At 73.3% G+C, this 21,071-nt stretch carries 3 protein-coding genes; all 3 read right to left on the bottom strand.

Annotation, left to right across the window (positions count from 1 at the left end; translation table 11 throughout):
- Positions 1-10: 10 nt before the first annotated feature.
- Genes ACF06X_RS28990 through ACF06X_RS28980 form a run of 3 tightly spaced genes read right to left on the bottom strand, consistent with a single transcriptional unit; the run spans position 11 to position 20,978 of the window.
- Positions 11-1,384 carry a diaminobutyrate--2-oxoglutarate transaminase gene (locus tag ACF06X_RS28990; RefSeq protein ID WP_392290266.1) on the bottom strand — a complete coding sequence of 458 codons (1,374 nt, stop codon included), beginning with the start codon at positions 1,382-1,384 and terminating at the stop codon, positions 11-13.
- Positions 1,381-6,135 carry an amino acid adenylation domain-containing protein gene (locus ACF06X_RS28985; protein WP_392290265.1) on the bottom strand — a complete coding sequence of 1,585 codons (4,755 nt, stop codon included), beginning with the start codon at positions 6,133-6,135 and terminating at the stop codon, positions 1,381-1,383. Before ACF06X_RS28985 ends, ACF06X_RS28990 begins: the two co-directional genes overlap by 4 nt.
- Complete coding sequence (locus ACF06X_RS28980; protein WP_392290264.1) at positions 6,132-20,978, bottom strand: amino acid adenylation domain-containing protein; 14,847 nt, start codon at positions 20,976-20,978, stop codon at positions 6,132-6,134. Before ACF06X_RS28980 ends, ACF06X_RS28985 begins: the two co-directional genes overlap by 4 nt.
- Positions 20,979-21,071: the final 93 nt, after the last annotated feature.

The raw sequence follows: 21,071 nt of genomic DNA, 5'->3' as shown, positions 1-21,071 counted from the left end.
GCGGGCGCCGTCAGCGGGACAGCGCCGTGCGCAGGGCCTCGTGGATCAGCTCGCAGCCGTGACGGAGCACGTCGAGCTCCATGGTCAGCGCGGGCAGCAGCTTGAGGACGGCCTTGTCGCGGCCGGTCGACTCCACGATCAGGCCGCGTTCGAAGCACCAGGCCACCACGGCGTCCGCGGCCTGGCGGCCGCCCGCGTGGGTCAGGTCGATGCCGATGGCGTGGCCCTCGCAGCGCACCTCGACGCCGGGCAGCGGGTGGTTCTCCCAGAAGGCGCGGAGCAGTTCGGCGCCGTCACGGGCCTGGTCGAGGAAGGCCTGGCTCTGCCAGAGGTCGAGGGCGCCGCAGGCGGCGACGAACGCCAGCTGGTTGCCGCGGAAGGTGCCCGGGTGGTCACCGGCCGCCCACGAGTCGAGGCCCTCGCGGATGAGGAGGATCGACATCGGCAGGCCCAGGCCGCCGATGGACTTGGAGACGGTGATGAGGTCCGGGACGACCCCGGCCTGCTCGAAGGAGAAGAAGCCGCCGGTCCGGCCGCAGCCGGCCTGGATCTCGTCGGCGATCAGCACGATGCCGTACCGGTCGCAGATGTCGCGCAGCCGCCTCAGGTCGGCGTCGGGGATGCGGTAGACGCCGCCCTCCATCTGGACGACTTCGAGGATCACCGCCGCGGGCACCTCGACGCCGGACAGGTCATCGGTGAGGTACTGCTCCAGGAGGTCCATGGTCGGGAACGCGCCGCGCGGGCCGACCGGGAACGGCAGGTGGGTGACCTCTCCGAGGTGCGTCCCGGCCACCTTGCGCAGCGACAGGTCCGCGGTCGCGGCGAGGCTGCCGCGGCTGACGCCGTGATAGGCGCCGGAGAAGGCGATGACCTGCGTCCTGCCGGTGTGCTTGCGGGCCAGCTTCAGCGCCGCCTCGACGGCGTCGGTGCCGGTGCTGCCGCAGAACTGGACGCGGTGGTGCAGACCGCGCGGCTCCAGGATCTCCCGGCCGAAGCGGTCGAGGAACTCGCGCTTGGCCGCCGTGTGGAAGTCGAGCGCGTGCAGCAGTCCGTCGCCCTCCAGGTGCGCGACGACCTGGCGCTTGATGTGGGCGTGGTTGTGGCCGTAGTTGAGGGCGCCGGCGCCGGAGAAGAAGTCGACGTACTCGGTGCCGTCCTCCGCGACCAGGGTGGTGCCGTGGGCCGAGCTGAGCAGGACGGGGAACGCCCGGCAGTAGGAGCGGACGGCGGACTCGCGGTTGTCGAACACCTGGGTGGGCGGGGTCGCGAACGCGGGGGTGGACGGGGACCGGAACGCCTCGGCGGACGAGGTCTCCAGCACGTCGGTGGACGAGGCCTCGAACGCCTCGGTGGACGTGGTCAGATCTGCCAGGACCGTCATCGGGGGTCTCCAATCGGGAGGGGTGAGAGCGGGAGTACCTGGCCGACGGTGGCGGCAGGCGTACGGGCGACGGCGGCGAGCAGCGCGAGGTAGTCGTCGAGCAGCCGCCGGGCTTCGGTGTCGGCGACGCGGTCGCCGTAGTACGACAGGGCGATACGGGGTTCGGCGTCGTCGGTGATGTCCAGGCGGAGCGCGTACTCGGTCTGGTTTCGGGTGCCGTCGCTCTCGGTGCCGCGCTGGACGCTCGCGGACTGCTGGGCGCGCAGCCCGGAGGACACCGGGTAGTTGGCGACGACGACGACCGAGTCGAACAGCGGTCCTTCGCCGGACCCCATCCGCTGGAGGGTGCCGGTGGGGACCGAGGTGTGCTCGGCGCCCTCGACGCGGGCCAGTTGGAAGCGGTCGAACAGGGAGGTCAGGGTGTCGTCCCGGTTCACCTCGATCCGGACCGGCAGGGCGGCGATGAACAGGCCGACCGCGCGTTCCAGGCCTTCGACGGCGCGGTCGCGGCCCGCCGAGACCACGCCGACGGTGACGTCGGCGCGCTCCAGGCGTGAGGCGGCGAGCAGGGCCCAGCCGGCGCAGGCGAGGGTCGAGAAGGTGTGCCCGTGTTCGGCGGCCCGCTCGCGCAGCGTCTCGGCGACCGCGGGGTCGAGCCGGCCCGCCGTACGGCTGAAGCGGGACGGACCGAGGCGGCCCGGCTCCGCGGCGAGACGTGAGGGGAGCGCCCCGGCGAGCCGGCCCCGCCAGAAGGCGCTGTCCGCCTCGGGGTCGGCGTCCTCGGCCTCCAGTGCGGGCACCGGCGGGAGGTCGGCGTCGCGGCCTTCGAGAGCGGCGAGGTACAGCGCGAGGAGTTCGTCGAGCAGCACCAGGTTCGACCAGCCGTCGGCCACGAGGTAGCTCTGGATCTGGCCGAGCCACCAGGTGGACGGGCCGCGCACCAGCCACACCCGCCACAGGGGCGGCCGGGACACGTCGAAGGGCGTGGCGCGTTCGGCCTCCAGGAGGGCGATCAGCTCGTCGGCGACCGCGTCCGGCTCGTGGTCGCTCCAGTCCAGCACCTCGATCACCGGGTCGAGCCGGTCGGCGACGACCGGGGTCCAGGCGCCGCCGACTCCGGCACCGTCTCCGCGGCCGTGTCCGTCTCGGGCGCCGTCGCCCTCGCGCCGGAAGCCGGTGCGCAGGACGGCGTGGCGGGCGTGGAGCTGCTGCCAGGCGGTCCGGAAGCGGTCGGGGTCGATCTCGAAGGGCAGTTCCGTCGTGGACTGCATCTGGTACAGGCCCGGCACCCAGGCACTCTCGAGCACGTCGAGCATGTGGTGCTGGCCGGGCGTCACCGCGGGCTCGGCGGACCGGGTCCGGCTCGCCCCGGCGGTGGTGGAGGTGGAGGCCTCGCGCTCGTCGATCGCCTTCGCGAGGGCCTCGACGGTCTGGTGGGCGAACACCATGCGCGGCGTCATCTCGATCCCCGCGCGGCGGGCGGCGCTCACCATGCGGATGACCGCGATGGAGTTGCCGCCCAGGGTGAAGAAGCCGATGTCGACCGGGACGTCGTCGCGGCCCAGCGCCTCGCGCCACAGCGTCACCAGGGCCCGCTCGGTCCCGGTGCTCGCGGGACGCCCCGCGAGGGCCGTGACCGTCGGCGCCGGCAGCTCGCGGCGGTTGACCTTGCCGTTGTGGGTCAGCGGGAAGGACTCCATGCGTACGAAGGAGGCGGGCACCATGTGCTGGGGCAGCCGCGCCGACAGCTGCCGCTTGAGCTCGGCGTCCTCGGGGATCTCGCCGCCCGGAGGCGCCACCAGATAGGCCACCAGGGTCTTCGCGCCGTCGCGCGGGCCGTGCGCCGCGACGAGGCAGGAGCCGCCGCCGATCACCTCCCGCAGGGCCGCCTCGATCTCACCGGTCTCCACCCGGTAGCCGTTGACCTTGATCTGGAAGTCGATGCGGCCGAGCAGTTCGAGGTTGCCGTCCGGCATCCAGCGGGCGCGGTCGCCGGTGCGGTACATCCGGGCCCCGGGTTCCGTGCTGAACGGGTCGGGCACGAAGCGCTCACCGGTCAGCCGGGCCCGGTTGTGGTAGCCCCAGCCGACACCGACGCCCCCGAGGTACAGCTCGCCGGGCACGCCGACGGGCAGCGGAGACAGGGCCGCATCGAGGACGTACGAGGTCTGGTTGGCCATCGGGGCGCCATAAGGGATGCTGCGCTGCTCCGGCAGGACCTCGCCGATCAGGTGGATCGTCGAGTCCATGGAGACCTCGGTGGCGCCACCCATGCTGACCAGCTGCGCCGTGGGGATCAGCTGCGCGGCGGCCCGCTGCGGGAGCGCCAGCGGTATCCAGTCGCCGCCGAGCAGCACCAGCCGGATCGGTAGCCGCGCCCCGCCGCGTATCTCGCACTCCTCGACGAGGAGCCCGAACAGCGCCGGTACCGAATGCCACACGGTGACGGACTCGCGCTCGATCGTCTCGATCCAGCGGTGCGGCGAGCGCTCGTCCTCCGGGGCCGGGAACACCACGGTCGCACCGGCCATGAGCGTGCCGAACACGTCGTACGCGCTCATGTCGAAGGCCAGCGCCGAGACGCCGAAGACCTTGTCGCCGGGGCCGACGAGGAAACGCCGGTTGAAGTCGGTGAAGTTGTTGACGCGGCCCCGATGGTCGAGCAGGACGCCCTTGGGCAGACCGGTCGAGCCCGAGGTGTAGATCAGGTACAGCAGGTCGTCCGGGCGAACGTCGCGCTCGGGCCGGGTCGCGGGGAAGGACCCGGCGGAGGCGGGGTCGACGGCCGTGACGCCGTCGCCGGCGAGCCGGTCGTCACGGGTGACGACCAGGCGGGCGCCGGAGTCCGCCAGCATCCACTGGAGCCGCTCGGCCGGGTAGCCCGGGTCGAGCGGTACGTAGCCCGCACCCGTCTTGGCGATGGCGAGCTGGGTGACGACCAGGTCGATGCCGCGCTCCAGGCAGACACCGACGCGCTCGTGGCGTCCACAGCCCTGTTCGAGGAGCAGGTGGGCGAGCCGGTTGGCGCGGGCGTCGAGTTCGGCGTAGTCGACGGCCTCGTCGCCGCAGACCACGGCGACGGCGTCCGGCTCCAGGTCCGCCCACTCCTCGAACAGGCCGTGCGCGGTGGCGTGTGCGGGATACTCCTCGCCCGTACGGTTCCACTCGTCGACGACCAGCTCACGCTCGGCCGGGGTGAGCAGGTCCGCGTTGTCGACATGGACGTCCGGGGTCTCGCACAGGCCGCTGAGCAGCCGCCGGTAGTGGCCGAGCAGGCGTTCGGCGGCGGCGGTGTCCAGCACCGACTCGTCGAACTCCAGCGACACCATGACCTCGTCGTCCGTCACCGCGCAGGACAGGTCCAGGGGGAACTTGGCCGTGCCGGAGTGCAGGTGGGTGGGGGTCAGGGACAGGTCGCGCAGCCGCATCTCGTGGCCGGGGCCGTTGTTGAAGACGAACATGGCCTCGAACAGCGGGCTCTCGGCCAGCGTGCGCTGTGGCGCGACCTTGTCGACCAGCACGTCGAAGGGGATCTGGTGGTCACGCGCCCACAGCGACTCGCGGGTGATCCCGGCCAGCACGTCACCCAGGCTGCCGGCTCCGGCGGACAGGTCGGCCACCACGGGGACGGTGTTCGCGAAGTAGCCGACCAGGCGCTCGGTCTGCCGGTTCCGGTTGGCCATGACCGTGCCGATGGCGAACCGGGAGGTGCCCGTGTACCGGTTGAGCAGCACCGCGAACGCGGTGAGCATCACGTTGAAGACGGTCGTACGGTGCGCCTCGGCGGTGCGCTGGAGCTCGCGGCCGAACTGCCCGTCCCACTGGCAGCGGATGCGCCGGCCGGTACGGGCCGTGCCGCGGTCCCCGTTCGGCGAAAGACCGAGCGGCTGGGCCCAGGCCAGCTGCTCGCGCCACTGCGCGACCAGCCAGCCGTAGTCCTCGGGCTCCTGGGCCCGCTCGTGCGCGGCCGCGTCGGCGTAGTCGATGCCGAGCGCGGGCAGCCGGGGCGAACGGCCCTCGCGGGCCGCGTCGTACAACTCGGCGAGGTCCTCCAGGAGGACGCCCACCGACCAGGCGTCGGTCGCGATGTGGTGCACGACCAGCGCCAGCAGATGGTCGTCCGCCGCGATCCGGAACAGCCGCCCCTGGATCACGGGGCCGGCCGCCAGGTCGATCGGCCGGGCCGCCTCGCGCTGCGCGGCGGCCACGGCGGCCTCCTCGTCGCCGGCCTCCTCGACCGGCAGCGCCACCGGCTCAGCCGGCAGGACCAGCTGCTCCAGGCCGCCGTCCGGACGCTGCCGGTAGACGGTGCGCAGGACGGAGTGGCGGGCGACGAGCCCGTCGAGCGCGGCCCGCAGCGCGGTGACGTCGAGCGCACCGCGCAGCCGCACGCCGTAGGGGACGTTGTACAGCGGCCGGCCGTCCGCGAGGGACTCGGCGACCCACAGCTGCTCCTGGCCGCGAGAGAGCAGGCAGGGCCTGGCGGGGTCGCGGCGGCGGATGGTGCGCGCCGCGGCCCGCTGCCTGCCGCGGGCCAGCAGCAGCGAGGCCATCAGCTCCCGCTTGGCCGCGGACAGGCCCTCGACCCTCTCCCCCGCGGCCACGGACAGGCCCTCGACCGTCTCCCGCTTGGCCGCGGACAGGCCCTCGACCCTCTCCCCCGCGGCCACGGACGGGCCCCCGACCGTCTCCCGCTTGGCCGCGGACAGGCTCTCGATGCTCTCCCGCCCGGTGGCGACTTCCCGGATCATGCGTCCCTCTCCTCGCCGGCCGCGAGCAGCTCGCGTGCCTGGTCGTCGGTCACTCCGTCGAGCAGCACCTCGAGTTCGAGGAGCTCGGCCTCGCTCAGCCCGGCCATCTGGAGCTCCTCCAGGGCCTGTGCGACGCCTCGCACGGTGGGCTGCTCGAAGACCGTGCGCAGCGGCAGTTCGATGTCCGTCCGCGCGGCCAGTTCGGCCACCAGACGGGTGGCGAGCAGCGAGTGGCCGCCCAGGGTGAAGAAGTCGTCCAGCGCGCCGACCGCCGGGGTGCCGAGCAGCTCCTCGAAGACCGAGGCCACGAGCCGCTCGGTCGGACCGGACAGCTCCTCGAAGCGCCGGCGGACCCGCTCGACGGTCACGTCGCCCCGCTGGAGCGCGGCCCGGTCGACCTTGCCGTTCGGGGTGCGCGGCAGCCGGTCGGCGAACACATAGCCGGTGGGGACCATGTAGCGCGGCAGGCGGGTGCCGACCGCGGCGGCCAGGACGGCCGGGTCGCGTTCGGTGCCGACGACGCAGGCGACCAGGGTGGGCTCGCCGTCGCAGTCGCGCAGGACGACCGCCGCCTCCCGCACGGCCGGCAGCTCGCACAGGGCCGTCTCGACCTCGCCCGCCTCGATGCGGAAGCCGCGGATCTTGAGCTGGTCGTCGAGCCGTCCGAGGAACTCCAGCCGGCCGTCGCCGTGCAGCCTCACCCGGTCGCCGGTGCGGTACAGCCGGGCGCCGGGGACCACCGAGTACGGGTCGGGGACGAACCGCTCCGCGGTGGCCCTCGGGTCGCCGAGATAACCGCGTCCCACCACCGGGCCGCCGATGGCGAGCTCGCCCGGCACGCCGAACGGCAGGCGCCGCCCCTGCGCGTCGAGGACGTGGGAGGTCACGCCGGCGACCGGACTGCCGAGGGTGACCGCGCGGTCGGTCGGCGGTGGTGTGGACAGCACCGCGAGGTGGGTGTCGTCCGAGCACTCCGCGGGGCCGTAGGCGTTGACCATCGGGATCCCGGGGAAGCGGCGCAGCCAGTCCGCGGCGAGGTCCGGGGGCAGCGCCTCGCCGGTGGCGATCAGGAAGCGCAGGCTCGCCAGGTCACCGTCCTCGGCGTGGTCGAGCAGGGCCCTGATCATGCCGGGCACCAGCTGCAGCACGGTGACGCCCCGCTCCCTCACGAGGGCGAGCAGCGCCTCGGCGTCCCGGCTGGTGGCGTCGTCACCGACCACGGTGGTCGCGCCGCGCATCACCGCGACGAGCATCTGCCAGACCGAGATGTCGAACGACTGCGAGGCGGTCTGCGCGATGACGTCGCCCGAGGACAGCTCCAGGTCGTGGGCCATCAGCTCCAGGTGGTTGAGCAGTCCGGCCTGTTCGATCTCCACGCCCTTGGGCTCACCGGTCGTACCGGAGGTGAAGATGACGTAGGCGCGCCGCGCCGGGTGCGTCTCGTGCGCGTCCAGCGGACGGTCCGCCGAGACGGAGTCGTCCAGTACGAGGTGGGTGCCGCGGGCCTCGCCGAGCAGGGCGGCGATGCGGCCCGCCTGCTCGTCGTCGGTGACCGCGACGACCTCGCCCAGCCTGTCGAGCATGGTGGCGATCCGCCGGTCCGGGACGGCCGGGCTGACCGGCACGTAGGTCGCGCCGGCCGCGCCGCAGGCGAGGGCGGCGGCGATGTGCCGGGCCGAGCGCCCGGCGCACACCACCACGGCCGGCTCGGGGCCCGAGGCCGCCGTGGAAAGCCGCTCGGCGAGTGCCGCCACCCGGTCGCGCAGTTCGCGGTACGTCCAGACGGTGTCGCCGTCGATGACGGCGGGGGCGTCCGGGGTGTGCCGGGCCCAGTGCTCCAGCGCCTCGGCCGTGGTCATCGGCGTGAAGGCCGGCGGACCGGCGCTCAGGGCGTCCTGAGCCTCGGCCTCGGTGTCCGGGCGCAGCTCCAGGTCGGCCACGGTCCGCCCCGGGGCGGCGGCGATGCTGCCGAGCAGGGCCTCGAAGTGGTCGAGGAGCGTCTCGCCGGTCGCCTCGTCGAAGAGGTCGGCGTTGAGCTCCAGCGTCGCGTGCAGCCCGTCCCTCTCCTCGGCCAGGTCCAGGCTGAGGTCGAACTTGGCGGTGCCGGTCGGCGCGTGCAGCCGCTCCAGCCTGAGGTCGCCGAGGTCGATCTCCGAGTAGGGCGCGTTGTGCAGGGTGAACATGACCTGGAACAGCGGGCTCGTGCTCAGGTCCCGGCTCGGCTGGAGCGCGTCCACCACGCGGTCGAAGGGGACGTCCTGGTTGGCGTAGGCGGCCAGCGTCGTGGACCGGACACGTTCGAGCAGCTCGGTGAAGGACTCCTCCGCGGAGAGCTTGTTGCGGAAGACGATCGTGTTCACGAAGAACCCGACCACGTCCTCGATCTCGACCGAGCGGGTCGACACCGGGGTGGCGACCGCGATGTCCGCGGCGCCGCTGTAGCGGTGCAGCTGGCAGTTGAACGCCGCGAGGAGGGTCATGAACAGGGTCGCGTTGTGCTCGCGGCCCACCTGCCGGACGCCGCCCACCAGTTCGGCGTCGATCACCCGGCGGACCGTCAGGCCGCGGTTGGTCATCGCCGCGGGCCTCGGCCGCTGCGCGGGGAACTCGAGCAGCGGCGCCGGCTCGGCCAGCGTCTCGCACCAGAAGTCGAGCTGTGCCTGGTGGTCACCGCCTTCGACGCGGTCGCGCTGCCAGCTCGACCAGTCGGCGTACTGCACCTCCAACTCGGCCAGCGGGGAGGCCGTGCCCTGGCGGCGTGCCTGGTACAGGGCCGCGAAGTCGCGGACCACGATCTGCAGGCCCCAGCCGTCGGCGACGACGTGGTGCACGGTGAGGACGAAGACGTGGTCCTCGGCGGAGAGCCGGATCAGGGTCGCCTGCTCCAGCGGGGCCGCGGCCAGGTCGAAGCGGTGCCGTGCGGCCTCGTCGACGAGCCGCGGCCAGCGCTGCTCGGCGATCTCCTCCGGCTCGCCGCTCAGGTCGACGAGCGTGAGCGGCATGGTGACCTCGCCGGCCGGCTCGACGATCTGGCTCACCCGGCCGTCGTCCATGACCAACCGGGTGCGCAGCACCTCGTGCCGGGTGACCAGCTCGTCCAGCGTCGCGGACAGGGCCTCGGTGTCCAGCGGGCCGCGCATGCGCACGACCGTGGCGCTGTTGTAGGCGCCGGTGTCACCCTCCAGCTGGTCGAGGAACCACAGGCGTTCCTGCCCGTAGGAGGCGGGCAGCGGGCCGGTGCGGGGCAGCGCGACGACCGGTTCGCCGGTGCTGCCGCCGCCGGCGACGCCGTCGATGTACGCGGCGAGCTCCCGCACGGTCTGCTTCTCGAACAGCGTGCGCAGCGCGAGCTCGCAGCCGAACACGCGGCGGATCCGCGACACGACCTGGGTCGCCATCAGTGAGTGCCCGCCGAGGTTGAAGAAGTTGTCCTCGGGACCCACCTTGGGCGCGCCGAGCACGTCCTGCCACAGGTCCGCCACCAGTTCCTCGGTGGGGGTCAGCGGCGAGCGGGATCCGTCCTCGTGGGAGCCGCTCACCGAGGACGGCTCGGGCAACGCCGCCCGGTCGATCTTGCGGTTCGGGGTCAGCGGGAAGGCGTCCAGCGCGACCACGAACGCCGGGACCATGTAGTCCGGCAGCTGCTTGCGGACGAAGGCCTTCACCTCGTTTCCGGCCGCCTTGGTGCCGGGCCGCGACACCACGTACGCGACCAGCGCGTTCTCGCCGCTCGCGTCCGCGCGGGCCATGACCAGGGCGTCCTGGACGTCCGGCGCGGCGCAGATCACGTGCTGCACCTCGTCCGTCTCGACGCGGTAGCCACGGATCTTGACCTGGTTGTCGGCACGGCCGAGCGGGGTGACGGAGCCGTCGGGCAGATAGCGCCCGAGGTCGCCGGTGCGGTACATGCGGTCGCCCTCGGCGCCGCCGAACGGGCTGCGCACGAACTTGGCGGCGGTGAGCGACTCGTCGTGGGCGTAGCCCAGCGAGAGGTGCGGGGAGCGGATGACGATCTCTCCCGGCTCGCCGATGCCGGCCTGCCGCCCCGCCTCGTCGAGCACGAGCAGCTGGACATCCTTCATGCCGCGGCCGAGCGGGTACGTGACACCGGGGTCCGTGTCGGCCGCCCCGTGGGCCGCGGGCACCACGTAGTAGCCGACCGCGCGCTGCGTCTCGGTCGAGCCGTACAGGTTGACGCAGGTGGCCGAGCCCGCCATGCGGGTGATGGCGCGCACGTCACGGCTGGTCAGCGTGTCACCCAGGAAGAACACCCGCTCGAGGAGCGGCAGCGTGCCCGGAGCGACCGACAGCTGGTCGAACAGCCGCGCCATCGGAGGCGTGAGGTGGCTGACCGAGACCTGCGCGGTACGGAACCACTGGGCGAGTCGGCCCGGGGTCTCGACGTCGAGCCGGTCGGGCACGCAGATCGTGGCGCCCGTGACCAGCGGTGTGAACACCTCGCGGTGCAGCGGGTCGTGGCTGATGCCGGAGAGCATGCTGTAGCGGTCGGTCTCGCGCAGCCCGAACGTGTCCACCATCCAGGGCACGAAGTGGGTGAGGGACCCGTGCGCGCCCCGGATGCCCTTCGGCTTGCCGGTGGAACCGGAGGTGAACGCGATGTACGCGCAGTCCCGCGGCCCGACCTGGACCGCCTCGGCCGGCTCCGCCCCCTGCGGCACCAGGTGGCGGGCGTCCCCCAGCCTGGACGGCAGCTCGAAACGGCAGCGCAGCGACGCTCCCTGGAGCGCGGTGTCCACCGCGAGCGGCACGGCGCCGGCGCCCTCCAGCTGGAGAAAGGCGCTCGGGCGGGCCACCGCGAGACAGTCGGCGATGCGGTCGGCCGGATAGCTCGGGTCGAGGATGGCGAACGAGGCACCGGCGCGCAGCACGGACAGGATCGCCCAGACCAGCGAAGCGCTGCGCTCGCCGTAGATGGCGACAACATCGCCCTTGGCGACGCCCTGCTGTGTCAGCAGGCCCGACATCGCCGCGGTCGCCCAGGCCAGGTCGCCGTAGGTGAGCTCCTGGCCCGGCTCGCTGATCGCGATCCGCCGCGGTTCACGGGCGGCCCGCCGCTCGAACTGCTCGACCACCGACCCGTACCAGGTCGTGTCCAGCGGCGCGGCCGGGTCGGGCAGCTCGCGGCGCGCCAGCGGCGTGTCGAGCCGCAGCGAGTCGATCGGGCTGCCGCTGTCCGCGACCGCCTGCTCGATGACCCTGACCCACTGGGCGAGCAGCTCGTGCACCGTCGCCTCGTCGAACCGGTCGGCGGCGTACATCAGGTCGAGCGAGAGGCCCGGCTGCGCGGGGTCGACGTAGAAGGTCAGGTCGAACTTCGCGCCCAGGTCCGGGACGGCGAAGGTGTCGACCGTGAGGCCGGGCAGCTCGGCCTGGTGCGGCGGGATGTTGAGCAGGTTCAGGTAGACCTGGAACAGCGGTGTGGTGCTCAGGTCGCGCTCGGGGGCGAGCTTGCCGACCAGCGTCTCGAACGGGACGTCCTGGTGCTCGTACGCGTCGAGCGTGGTGGTGCGGACCCGTTCGAGCAGCTCGGCGAAGGTCGGGTCGCCCGAGAGGTCGGCGCGCAGCACGAGCGAGTTGATGAAGAAGCCGATGAGGTCCTCCACCTCACGGTGCCGGCGGCCCGCGATGGGCACGCCGATCGCGAAGTCACGCTGGCCGGCCAGCCGTCCGAGGGTGAGCTGGAGGGTCGCCGCGAGCACCATGAACAGGGTCGCCCCGGACTCGGCGGCGAGCCGCTCCATCGCCTCGCGCAGCTCCGGCGTGACGGTCGCCCGCGCCCGGTGGCCCTGGGTGGCCCCGGGCTCGGAACCGCCGCGCGAGGTAGGCAGGGTGAGCGAGGGCAGCGCGTCGAGCTGCTCGCACCAGTACGCGACGGAGGCGTCGAGTCCGCCGGAGTCGAGCTGGTGGCGCTGCCAGCGGGAGAACTGCTCGTACGTGACCTGGAGCGGGGGCAGCGGAGTGCTCGGCTCGTGGCCGGTCTCCTCGGCGTAGAAGTACGTCAGGTCCCGCTTGAGGATCTCCATCGACCAGCCGTCGCCCACGATGTGGTGCAGGGTCAGGACAAGCACCGCGTCGTCGTGGCCGAGCTGGAGCAGCCGGACCCGCAGCAGCGGACCGGTGGACAGGTCCATCGGCTCCGCCGCCTCGCGCTCCACGAGGGCGAGGGCCTCGGCCGCGCGCTCCTCGGCGGTCGCGCCGGTCAGTTCGGTGCGCGACAGCATGACGTCGGCGCTGTCCAGGACGGCTTGCGTCAGCACGCCCTCGTGGTGGGAGACCACCGTGCGCAGCGTGGTGTGCCGGTCCACCAGGCGGGTGACGGCCCGCTGGAGGGCGGCCTCGTCGAGCTCGCCGGTGAGCCGGATGGCGCCGGCCAGGTGGTAGCGCCCGGTGGAGGCGTTCCGGCCGGAGCCGTTCTCGATCTCCTCAAGCAGCCACAGCCGCTCCTGCATCACCGACAGCGGTGCGTCGCTCCCGCCGGCGGCGTGGGTCACGATCCCGCCCGAGGTGTCCCGGGCGGCCGCGGCGTCGCACAGCGCGGCGTACTCCCGGAGCACCGGCGCCTCGAACAGGGCCCGCAGCGGGATCTCCCGGCCGAGCTCCTCGCTCACCTGCGAGGTGATCACGGTGGCGAGCAGGGAGTGGCCGCCGATGGTGAAGAAGTCGTCGCCGGCGCCGACCACGTCGACGTCGAGGACCTGTGCCCAGACACGGCCGACGATCCGCTCGGTCTCCGTCTCCGGCTCGGCGAAGTCGGCGTGCGCGAAGTCGGCGCGGCGCGGGCGCCCGAGGCGGCTCGGGTCGATCTTGCCACCGGGCAGCCGCGGCAGTTCCCCGCGGACCACGAACGCGGCCGGGACCATGTGCGGCGGCAGCTCGGCCGCGCACAGCTTCGCCAGCTCCTGCGGGGTCGGCTCCGGCTCAGCGGCCTCGACATGGGCCACGAGAACACCGTCGACGCCCCTCACCACGGCCTGCGTCACACCGGCCAGGGCCAGCAGCACCGACTCGATCTCGGCCGGCTCGATCCGGTAGCCGCGCAGCTTGATCTGGCTGTCGCGACGGCCGCGGTAGTCCAGGGTGCCGTCGGCGCGCAGCCGGACGAGGTCGCCCGTGCGGTACATCCGGGCGCCGGGAACACCGGAGAACGGGTCGGGCAGGAAGTGCTCGGCGGTCAACCGCGGCCGGTCGTGGTAGCCGAGGGCCAGGCCCGTGCCGCCGACGTACAGTTCGCCGACCGCACCGGCGACCACCGGCCGCAGGTCCGCGTCCAGGACGTACGCCGTCCCGCCCGGCAGCACCGCGCCCAGCGAGGCGGGGCGCCCCGGCTCGCACTCGGCGGCCGTGATGGCGACGGTGCACTCGGTGGGGCCGTACGCGTTGACGAAGCGCCGGCCCGGCTGCCACCGCTCGACCAGCTCGGCGCGGCAGGCCTCACCGCCCGACACCAGGGTCGTGAGGCGCGGCAGTTCCCGGACGGGCAGGGACGCGATCACCGACGGCGGCAGCAGGCACACGGTGATGGCGCGCTCGGCGAGGACGTCGGCCAGCGCCTCGCCGACCAGGGCGTGCTCACGGCCGACGACGCACAGGGTGCCGCCCGCGGCGAGCGTGGAGAAGATCTCCCAGACGGAGGCGTCGAAGCTCAGGCTCGCGAACTGGAGCATGCGCGAATCGGCGTCGATCCCGAAGACACGCGCCTGGGCCGCCGTGAGGTTGGCGAGCGCGCGGTGGGAGACCAGCACGCCCTTGGGGCGGCCGGTGGAGCCCGAGGTGTACAGCAGGTACGCGGGCGCGTCCGGATCGGCCTGCGGAAGCTCCACGGCCTCGGCGGGGGCCTCGCGCAGCGCCTCCTCGACGAGGTCGCGGGTCACCAGACCCCGCGCCCCCGAGTCGGCCAGCATGAACTCCTTGCGCTCGGCCGGGTAGGCGGGGTCGATCGGCAGGTACGCCGCTCCGCAGCGCTGCGCCGCGAGGACGGCGACGACCGCCTCGACGGACGGCTCGACCGCCACGGCGACGACGTCCCCGGGGCGCACGGCGAACCGCCGCGCGATCACCCGGGCGACCTTGTCCACCCGCGTGCGCAGCTCGCCGTAGGTCAGCGCGCCGTCGGGGCCCTCGAGGGCGATCGCGTCGGCGCGGCCGTCGGCGACCTCCTCGAACCGCGCCCAGAAGGTGTCGGGACGCTGCTCGGCGTCGGACAGGAGCGGCTCGGACGGCCAGCGGTCGAGGGCCGCCGCAGCCGAGGGGGTCTCGACGCGCTCGTCAGGACGCTGCGCCATCGCGCGGGCCGTCTCGCCGAACAGCCGGGCGATGAGCCGCGCGGTCTCGGGCCGGAACAGGTCCGAGTTGAACTCCAGCCAGCCCGTCAGCGGACCGCCGTCGTCGGTGATCTCGAAGGTCAGATCGGTCTTGGCGGTGCCGGTGTGGAGCGGCGCCGTCTCGACCCGCAGGCCGGGCAGGGCCGGCGAGGGCAGCGCGCCGCTGCGGACGTCGAGGATCGCCTGGAAGAGCGGGCTGCGGCTCGGGTCGCGGTCCTGGCCGCTCGCCTCCACGATCGCGGAGAACGGGATCCACTTGAACGGCATCGCCTCGAGCGTGGTGGCCCGGGCCCGGTCGACGAGGGCGCGGCCGGTGGCACCGCCCGGCGCCTCGAAGCAGAGCGGGACGGTGTTCACGAAGAAGCCGACGACGTCGTCGTACGCACCGTCGTCCGGGCGGTTGGCGTCGGGCACGCCGATGACCACCCGCTCCTGGCCGGTCAGCCGGGCGAGGGTCGAGGACACACACGCGGCCAGCGTCATGAAGACGGTCGCCCGCCGGTCCCGGGCGAGGGAGCGCAGCAGGTCCGAGTCGGCCTGGCTCAGCGTCAGCGGCACGCGCATGCCGTCGAAGGTCTGCACGGCCGGCCGGGGCCGGTCGAAGGGCAGGTCGAGGGCGAGCGGCGCACCACTGAGGTGCTCGGTCCAGAACTCCAGGCCGCGCCGGCCCTCCGCCGACTCCAGCCGGGCGCTCTCGTCGACCGCCCACCGGGCATACTCGTGGACGACCGCGGGCGGTTCGCCGTCACCGGCGCCCGAGCCGTGCGCGTACAGCTCGGCCAGCTCACCGGCGACGATCTCCATGGAGCGGCCGTCGGAGACGATGTGGTGGAAGGCGAGGAGCAGGGCGTGCTCGTCGGCCCCGAACCGCACCAGGGCGGCGTTCATCAGCGGCGGCTCGGCCAGCTCGAAGGGCTGCCGGGCGTGGTCGTCGACGAGTCCGGCCAGTTCCGCCTCGCGCTGTGCGGGCGGGACCTCGGTCCGGTCGAGCACCTTGAAGGGGCAGGTCAGGCCGGTGTGCACGAAGGGCACGGGCCGACCGCCCTCGTCCTTGAACCCGGTGCGCAGCGCGGGGTGCCGCTCGACGATCGCGTCCAACGCGCCGCGCAGGACGGCCTGGTCGAGCTCCCCGTACAGCCGCAGCACACCCGGCACGACGTAGGCGCAGGAGCCCGGGGCGAACTTCTCCAGGAACCACAGTCGGCGCTGGCCCAGCGACAGGGCGGGTTCGACCGCGGCGGGCACGGCGGGTGCGACCGCCGAGGGCGCGGCGTCCACCTGGGCGTCGGCCGGTGCGGTGGAGGCGAGTTCGGCGATCCGCGCCGCCTGGGCGCGTACGGTGACGGACTCGAAGAACATCCGCAGCGGCGGCTGAACGCCGAACTCCCGGCGGACCCGGGTGTTGAGGTCCGCCGCGCGCAGCGAGTGGCCGCCGAGCGCGAAGAAGTCCTCGTCGGGACCGACCCCGGCGACCTCGAGGACCTCGCACCAGAGGGCCGCGAGCCGGCTCTCCAGCGGCGACATGTCCACCGCCCCGGCCGAGCGGGACACCTCCAGGGCGAGCTCGCGCAGCGCGTGCGCGTCCACCTTGCCGTTCGAGGTGAGCGGGATCCGGTCCAGGACGAGCAGTCGGCTCGGGACCATGTAGCTCGGCAGCTCGCGGTTCAGCCAGTCGCGCAGCCCGTCGGTGCCGAGGCCCTCCCCGGTGACGGCGGCGATCAACTCCGTCTCGCCCGTACCGCGGGAGGCGACCACGGCCGCCTCGGCGACCTCGGGGTGACGCCGCAGCGCCACGTCGACCTCGCCGAGCTCGATGCGGTAGCCGCGTACCTTCACCTGCTGGTCGGCGCGGCCGACGTAGCGCAGCTCGCCGTCGGCGGACCGGCGCACCAGGTCGCCGGTGGCGTACAGCCGCCGGCCCGGCTCGGCCGCGAACGGGTCCGGGACGAACCGCTCGGCGGTCTTGCGCGGCGCCGACGCGTAGCCGCGTCCGACGCCCACGCCGCCGATGTACGCCTCTCCCACGACGCCGTCGGCGACGGGCCGCAGCTCGGCGTCGAGGACGTGGATCACCGCGTCGGTCATGTCGGCGCCGATGGAGACGTCCCGGGCGCGGGAGACCTGACCCGACTCGGGACCGAGGTGGGCGACGGTCGAGCACACCGTGGTCTCGGTGGTGCCCCAGCGGTTGTACAGCTCGACGTGGCCGCGGTCGGCCGCGAACCACTGCGCGAGCTTGTCGGGGTGCGCGGCCTCGCCGCCGATGAGGATCGAGCGCAGCGCCGGCGGCACCTGCGCCGCACCGGCATCGAGGGCGGTGACCAGCACGTGGAAGAAGGCCGTGGGAATGTCGACCAGGGTGAGCCGCTGCTCCTCGCACCAGGCCCAGAACCGCTCCGGCGAGCCCAGCACCGACTCGTCGCGCAGCACCAGCGTCGCGCCCCGGGTCCAGGCGGAGAAGATCTCCTCCAGGCAGGGGTCGAAGGTGAGCGGCGCGAACTGCAGCACCCGGTCGCCCTCCTCGACGTCGAAGGCGTCGAGGAAGGACAGCAGGTAGCTCAGCAGCGACCGGTGCTCGATCTGCACGCCCTTGGGGCGTCCGGTCGAGCCCGAGGTGAAGATGGTGTACGCCAGGTTGTCGCCGGTGGCGACGAGCGCGGGGCGGTCCTCGGGAAGGTCCGCGCCGGACTCCTCGTCGACGCGGGTCGCGGCACCGAGGGAGCCCGCGAGGTCGGCGGTCGCGGCATGGCACAGGATCCGCGCGCACCGCGCGTCGCCGACCATGTCGGCCAGACGGGCCTGCGGCAGCGTCGGCTCCAAGGGCACGAAAGCGGCCCCGGACTTCATGACCGCGAGCATCGCGACGATCAGCTCGGGGGAGCGCTCCAGGCACAGGCCGACGGTGTCCTCGGGTCCGAGGCCGTCCTGCCGCAGCCGGTGCGCGAGGCGGTTCGCCGCGCGTTCCACCTGGGCGTACGTCAGGTCCACGGCACCGGCCGCCAGGGCGACCGCGTCGGGGGTGCGGTCGGCCGTCGCCTCGAACAGCTCGTGCACGGAGGTGATACCCGGCAGGGTGCGGGCCGGGACGTCGGCCCGGGTGAGGGACTCGGTCGCGCCGGTCAGCCGCAGCGCCGAGACCGGGGACTCGCCGTGCACCACGATCTGCTCGAGGAGCTCCAGGAACTGCTGCCCCAGCTGCGCGGCCAGGGCCTCGTCGAAGCGGTCCGAGCGGACCAGCATGTGCGCGAGCAGGCCGCCGTCGGCCGGTACGGCGTGCAGGGTGATGTCGAACTGGGTGGCCAGTTCGCCGGCCGGGAACGGCTCCAGCGTGAGGCCGCCGAGGACCGCGTGGTCGCGGCCCGCGCCGAAGAGGACCGAGGTGACGTCGTCGGTGATCGTGTTGTGCGGCCGCTCGAAGACGACCGCCGTGTTGATCGCGGCCGAGGTGTTGCCCTGGGCGCGCAGCAGCTCGACGAGCCGGCTGACCGGGAAGTGCTGGTGGCCCAGCGACTGCCGCAGCTGCTGTCCGGTGCTGCGGATCAGTTCGGTGACGCTCGTGTGGGCGCCGGGCTCGGCGCGTACCGGAATGGTGTTGGCGAAGTAGCCGAGTGTGTTGCGGAAGCGCGCCTGAGGACGACCGGCCGTGGTGGCGCCGACGACGAAGTCACGCGCACCGCTGTGCGCCGCGACGAGGACCTCGAACGCCGCCATGAGCACCGAGAAGACCGTCGTGCCGCTGTCACCGGCGACCCGCTCCAGCTCGGCGAGCAGCTCGGCGTCCACCGTCACCCGGTGGCTCGCGACGCCCTTGTCCGGCCGCGGACGCTCCCGCACCGGAAGCGTCGGCGCCTGTACGTCACCGGCCAGCAGGTCGAGCCAGTAGCGCTCGTCGGCCTGCCACTGCGGGGAGCGCTCGTAGTCCTGCTGCCAGCGTACGAACTCCTCGTAGCCGACGGCCGCCGGGAGTTCCGGGGTGCGCTCGTGCAGCAGGTCGCCGTAAGCGGTGGTCAGCTCGTCGAGCAGGGTCACCACCGACCAGAAGTCCGTGATGGCGTGATGCTGCGCGAGGACCAGGACCGGCGCGCCACAGCCGGTGAACAGCTTGGCGCGGGCGACGTCGCCGTGCTCGATGTCGAAGGGAGCGAGGGCGCACGCGTCGACCCGGGCCCGGAGCACCGGCTCCGCCTCGCCCGTCAGGTCGACGACGTCCAGCTCGAACGGGACACCCGGGTCGATCAGCTGCGCGCGCCGGTTGCCTTCGGTGCCGAAGCGGGAGGTCAGGATGGGGTGGCGGGTGCCGATGTGGCGCACGGCGGCGGACAGCACCTCGACGTCGACCGGCCCCGACAGCCGGACCGCCACCGAGACGTTCTGCAGGCAGTCCGGGCCTTCGAGCTCCCGCATGAAGAGCAGCGACCGCTGACCGGCCGACAGCGGTACGGCGCCACCGCGCTGTCCGGGCGCCTGCGCCACCGGGGCCTCGGGGGCGGTGCGCATCCGCTCCTCGATCGCCGCGGCCACCTCGCGCAGGCTCGTCGGCTGGAGCAGCAGGCTCGGGTCGGTGACGACGCCGAGCTGCTCCTCGATCCGGAAGGCGAGGTCGACGGCCGCGAGGGAGTCGAGGTCGAGCTCGGCGACCATGGTGGCGGGCGCGTCACCCTCACCCCGGCCGGCCAGGCTCAGCGCGCGCTCGATCGCGTCGACGCGCTGCTCGGGGGAGAGCACGAGCAGCTCGGCGCGCGACGGGAACGTGAGCTGCTGCTGCTCGCCGCGGACCGGGGCGGTCGCGGAGCGGCGGTACAGCTCGCCCTCGACCTGACCGGCGGTGTACGCCGTCCGGCCGGCCAGGCGCTGGATCTTGCCGCTGGAGGTCTTCGCCAGGCTGCGCGCGCCGAGCAGGACCACGTCGAACAGGGCGATGCCGTGCTCGTGCCGGACGGCCGCGGCGATCGCGTCGGCGATCCGGGGGAGCTCCTCCTCGGGGGTGCCGACGGCGACCTCGTGCAGGATCACGCACTCCTCGCCGTTCCCGGTCTCCACCGAGAACGCCGCGCCACAGCCGGGGCGGGCCCACTTCGACGCCGCTACGGCGGTCTCCTCCAGATCGTGCGCGTAGAGGTTGCGGCCGCGCACGACCATCATTTCCTTCAGGCGGCCGGTGACGAAGATCTGGTCGTCCAGGACGAAACCGAGGTCGCCGGTGCGCAGGTAGGGCTGCGGGTCGTCCGCGAGGCGGGCGCCGAAGGACGCGTCGGTCGCGGCTTCGTCCTCCCAGTAGCCGGAGGCGACGGAGGTGCCGCGCACCCACAGCTCGCCCACCGCGCCGGGAGCGACGCGCTCACCGGACGCCGGGTCGACGACGGCGAGTTCATGTCCCTCCGCCACGAGGCCGGAGGAGACGAGGTGGTCGCCGTCGGCGCGCGGTTCGGCGCGGCCCTGCTCCAGGGCCGCGCGGTCGATCCGGGTGGTGTGGGCGCCGTTGCCGCGGCCGCTGCCCGCCACGAACAGCGTGGCTTCGGCGAGGCCGTAGCAGGGCAGCAGCGCGGACCTGTCGAAGCCGCTGGGGGTGAACGCCTCGGCGAAGCGCTCGAGCGTGCGGTGGCGGACCGGCTCGGCGCCGCAGAAGGCGACCCGCCAGGACGACAGGTCGAGGGCCTCCCGCTCGGCGGGGGTGCTCTTGTTGACGCAGAGGTCGAAGGCGAAGTTCGGACCGCCGCTGACGGTCGCGCCGCGGGAGGAGATGGCCTCCAGCCAGCGCATGGGCCGGCGCATGAACTCCAGCGGGGACATCAGGACGTTGGAGAGACCGGAGAGCATCGGCTGCAGCACGCCGCCCAGCAGACCCATGTCGTGGTAGAAGGGCAGCCACGAGGCGACGACGTCCCCTTCGCCGATGCCGAATCCGCCGGCGATCGCGGAGCCGTTGGACAGCAGGTTTCCGTGCGTCACCACGACACCGCGCGGGGTGCCGGTGGAGCCGGACGTGTACTGGAGCAGGGCGATCGATCCGGGCTTCAGGTCCGGGCGGCGCCAGTCGTCGGCACCCTCCAGCATCGCCTCCTCGGTGATCACCCAGGGCAGCCGGGCCACCTCGGGCGCCTGCTGCTCGAACAGTTCGTGGGTGAAGGCCCGCACCAGGCTGTCCGAGAGGACGATCTCGGCGCGGGAACTGCGCACCACCGCGCGCAGCCGGGGCAGCGTACGGGCGACCCGCATGGGGTCCGGCGGGTACACGGGGACCGCGACCATGCCGGCGTAGAGCGTGGCCACGAAGCCCACGACGAAGTGCTCGCCCGGTGGGTACAGCAGCATGACCCGCGCACCCGGCTTCGCCCGCTCCAGCAGGGAGACGGCTATCGCCCGCGCACGCCTGTCGATCTCGAGCATGCTGAGCTCGGTGTCGACGCCGCCGGCGTCGGCGAGGAATTCGTAGCTTACGGCGGCACCGCGCTCGGAAACATTGCGGCGGATGACATCAACGACAGAGTTGTTTGCGTACATAGACCGTTCTCGCATCGGCGTGGAGTTCTGGAGCCCGGACGGGGCGGAGCAGACCCGCGGGTGCACCGCGGGGGCGGAACCGACGGCAGGAAA

This window comes from Streptomyces sp. NPDC015346 (assembly GCF_043078785.1).
Lineage (GTDB): Bacteria > Actinomycetota > Actinomycetes > Streptomycetales > Streptomycetaceae > Streptomyces.
The sequence above is the reverse complement of the archived record's forward strand: the minus strand, read 5'-3'. Positions and strand labels throughout refer to the sequence as shown.

Excerpts from the sequence above, each read along its gene's own strand:
- ACF06X_RS28990 (WP_392290266.1), bottom strand. The coding sequence starts at position 1,384 with ATGACGGTCCTGGCAGATCTGACCACGTCCACCGAGGCGTTCGAGGCC.
- ACF06X_RS28985 (WP_392290265.1), bottom strand. The coding sequence starts at position 6,135 with ATGATCCGGGAAGTCGCCACCGGGCGGGAGAGCATCGAGAGCCTGTCC.
- ACF06X_RS28980 (WP_392290264.1), bottom strand. The coding sequence starts at position 20,978 with ATGTACGCAAACAACTCTGTCGTTGATGTCATCCGCCGCAATGTTTCC.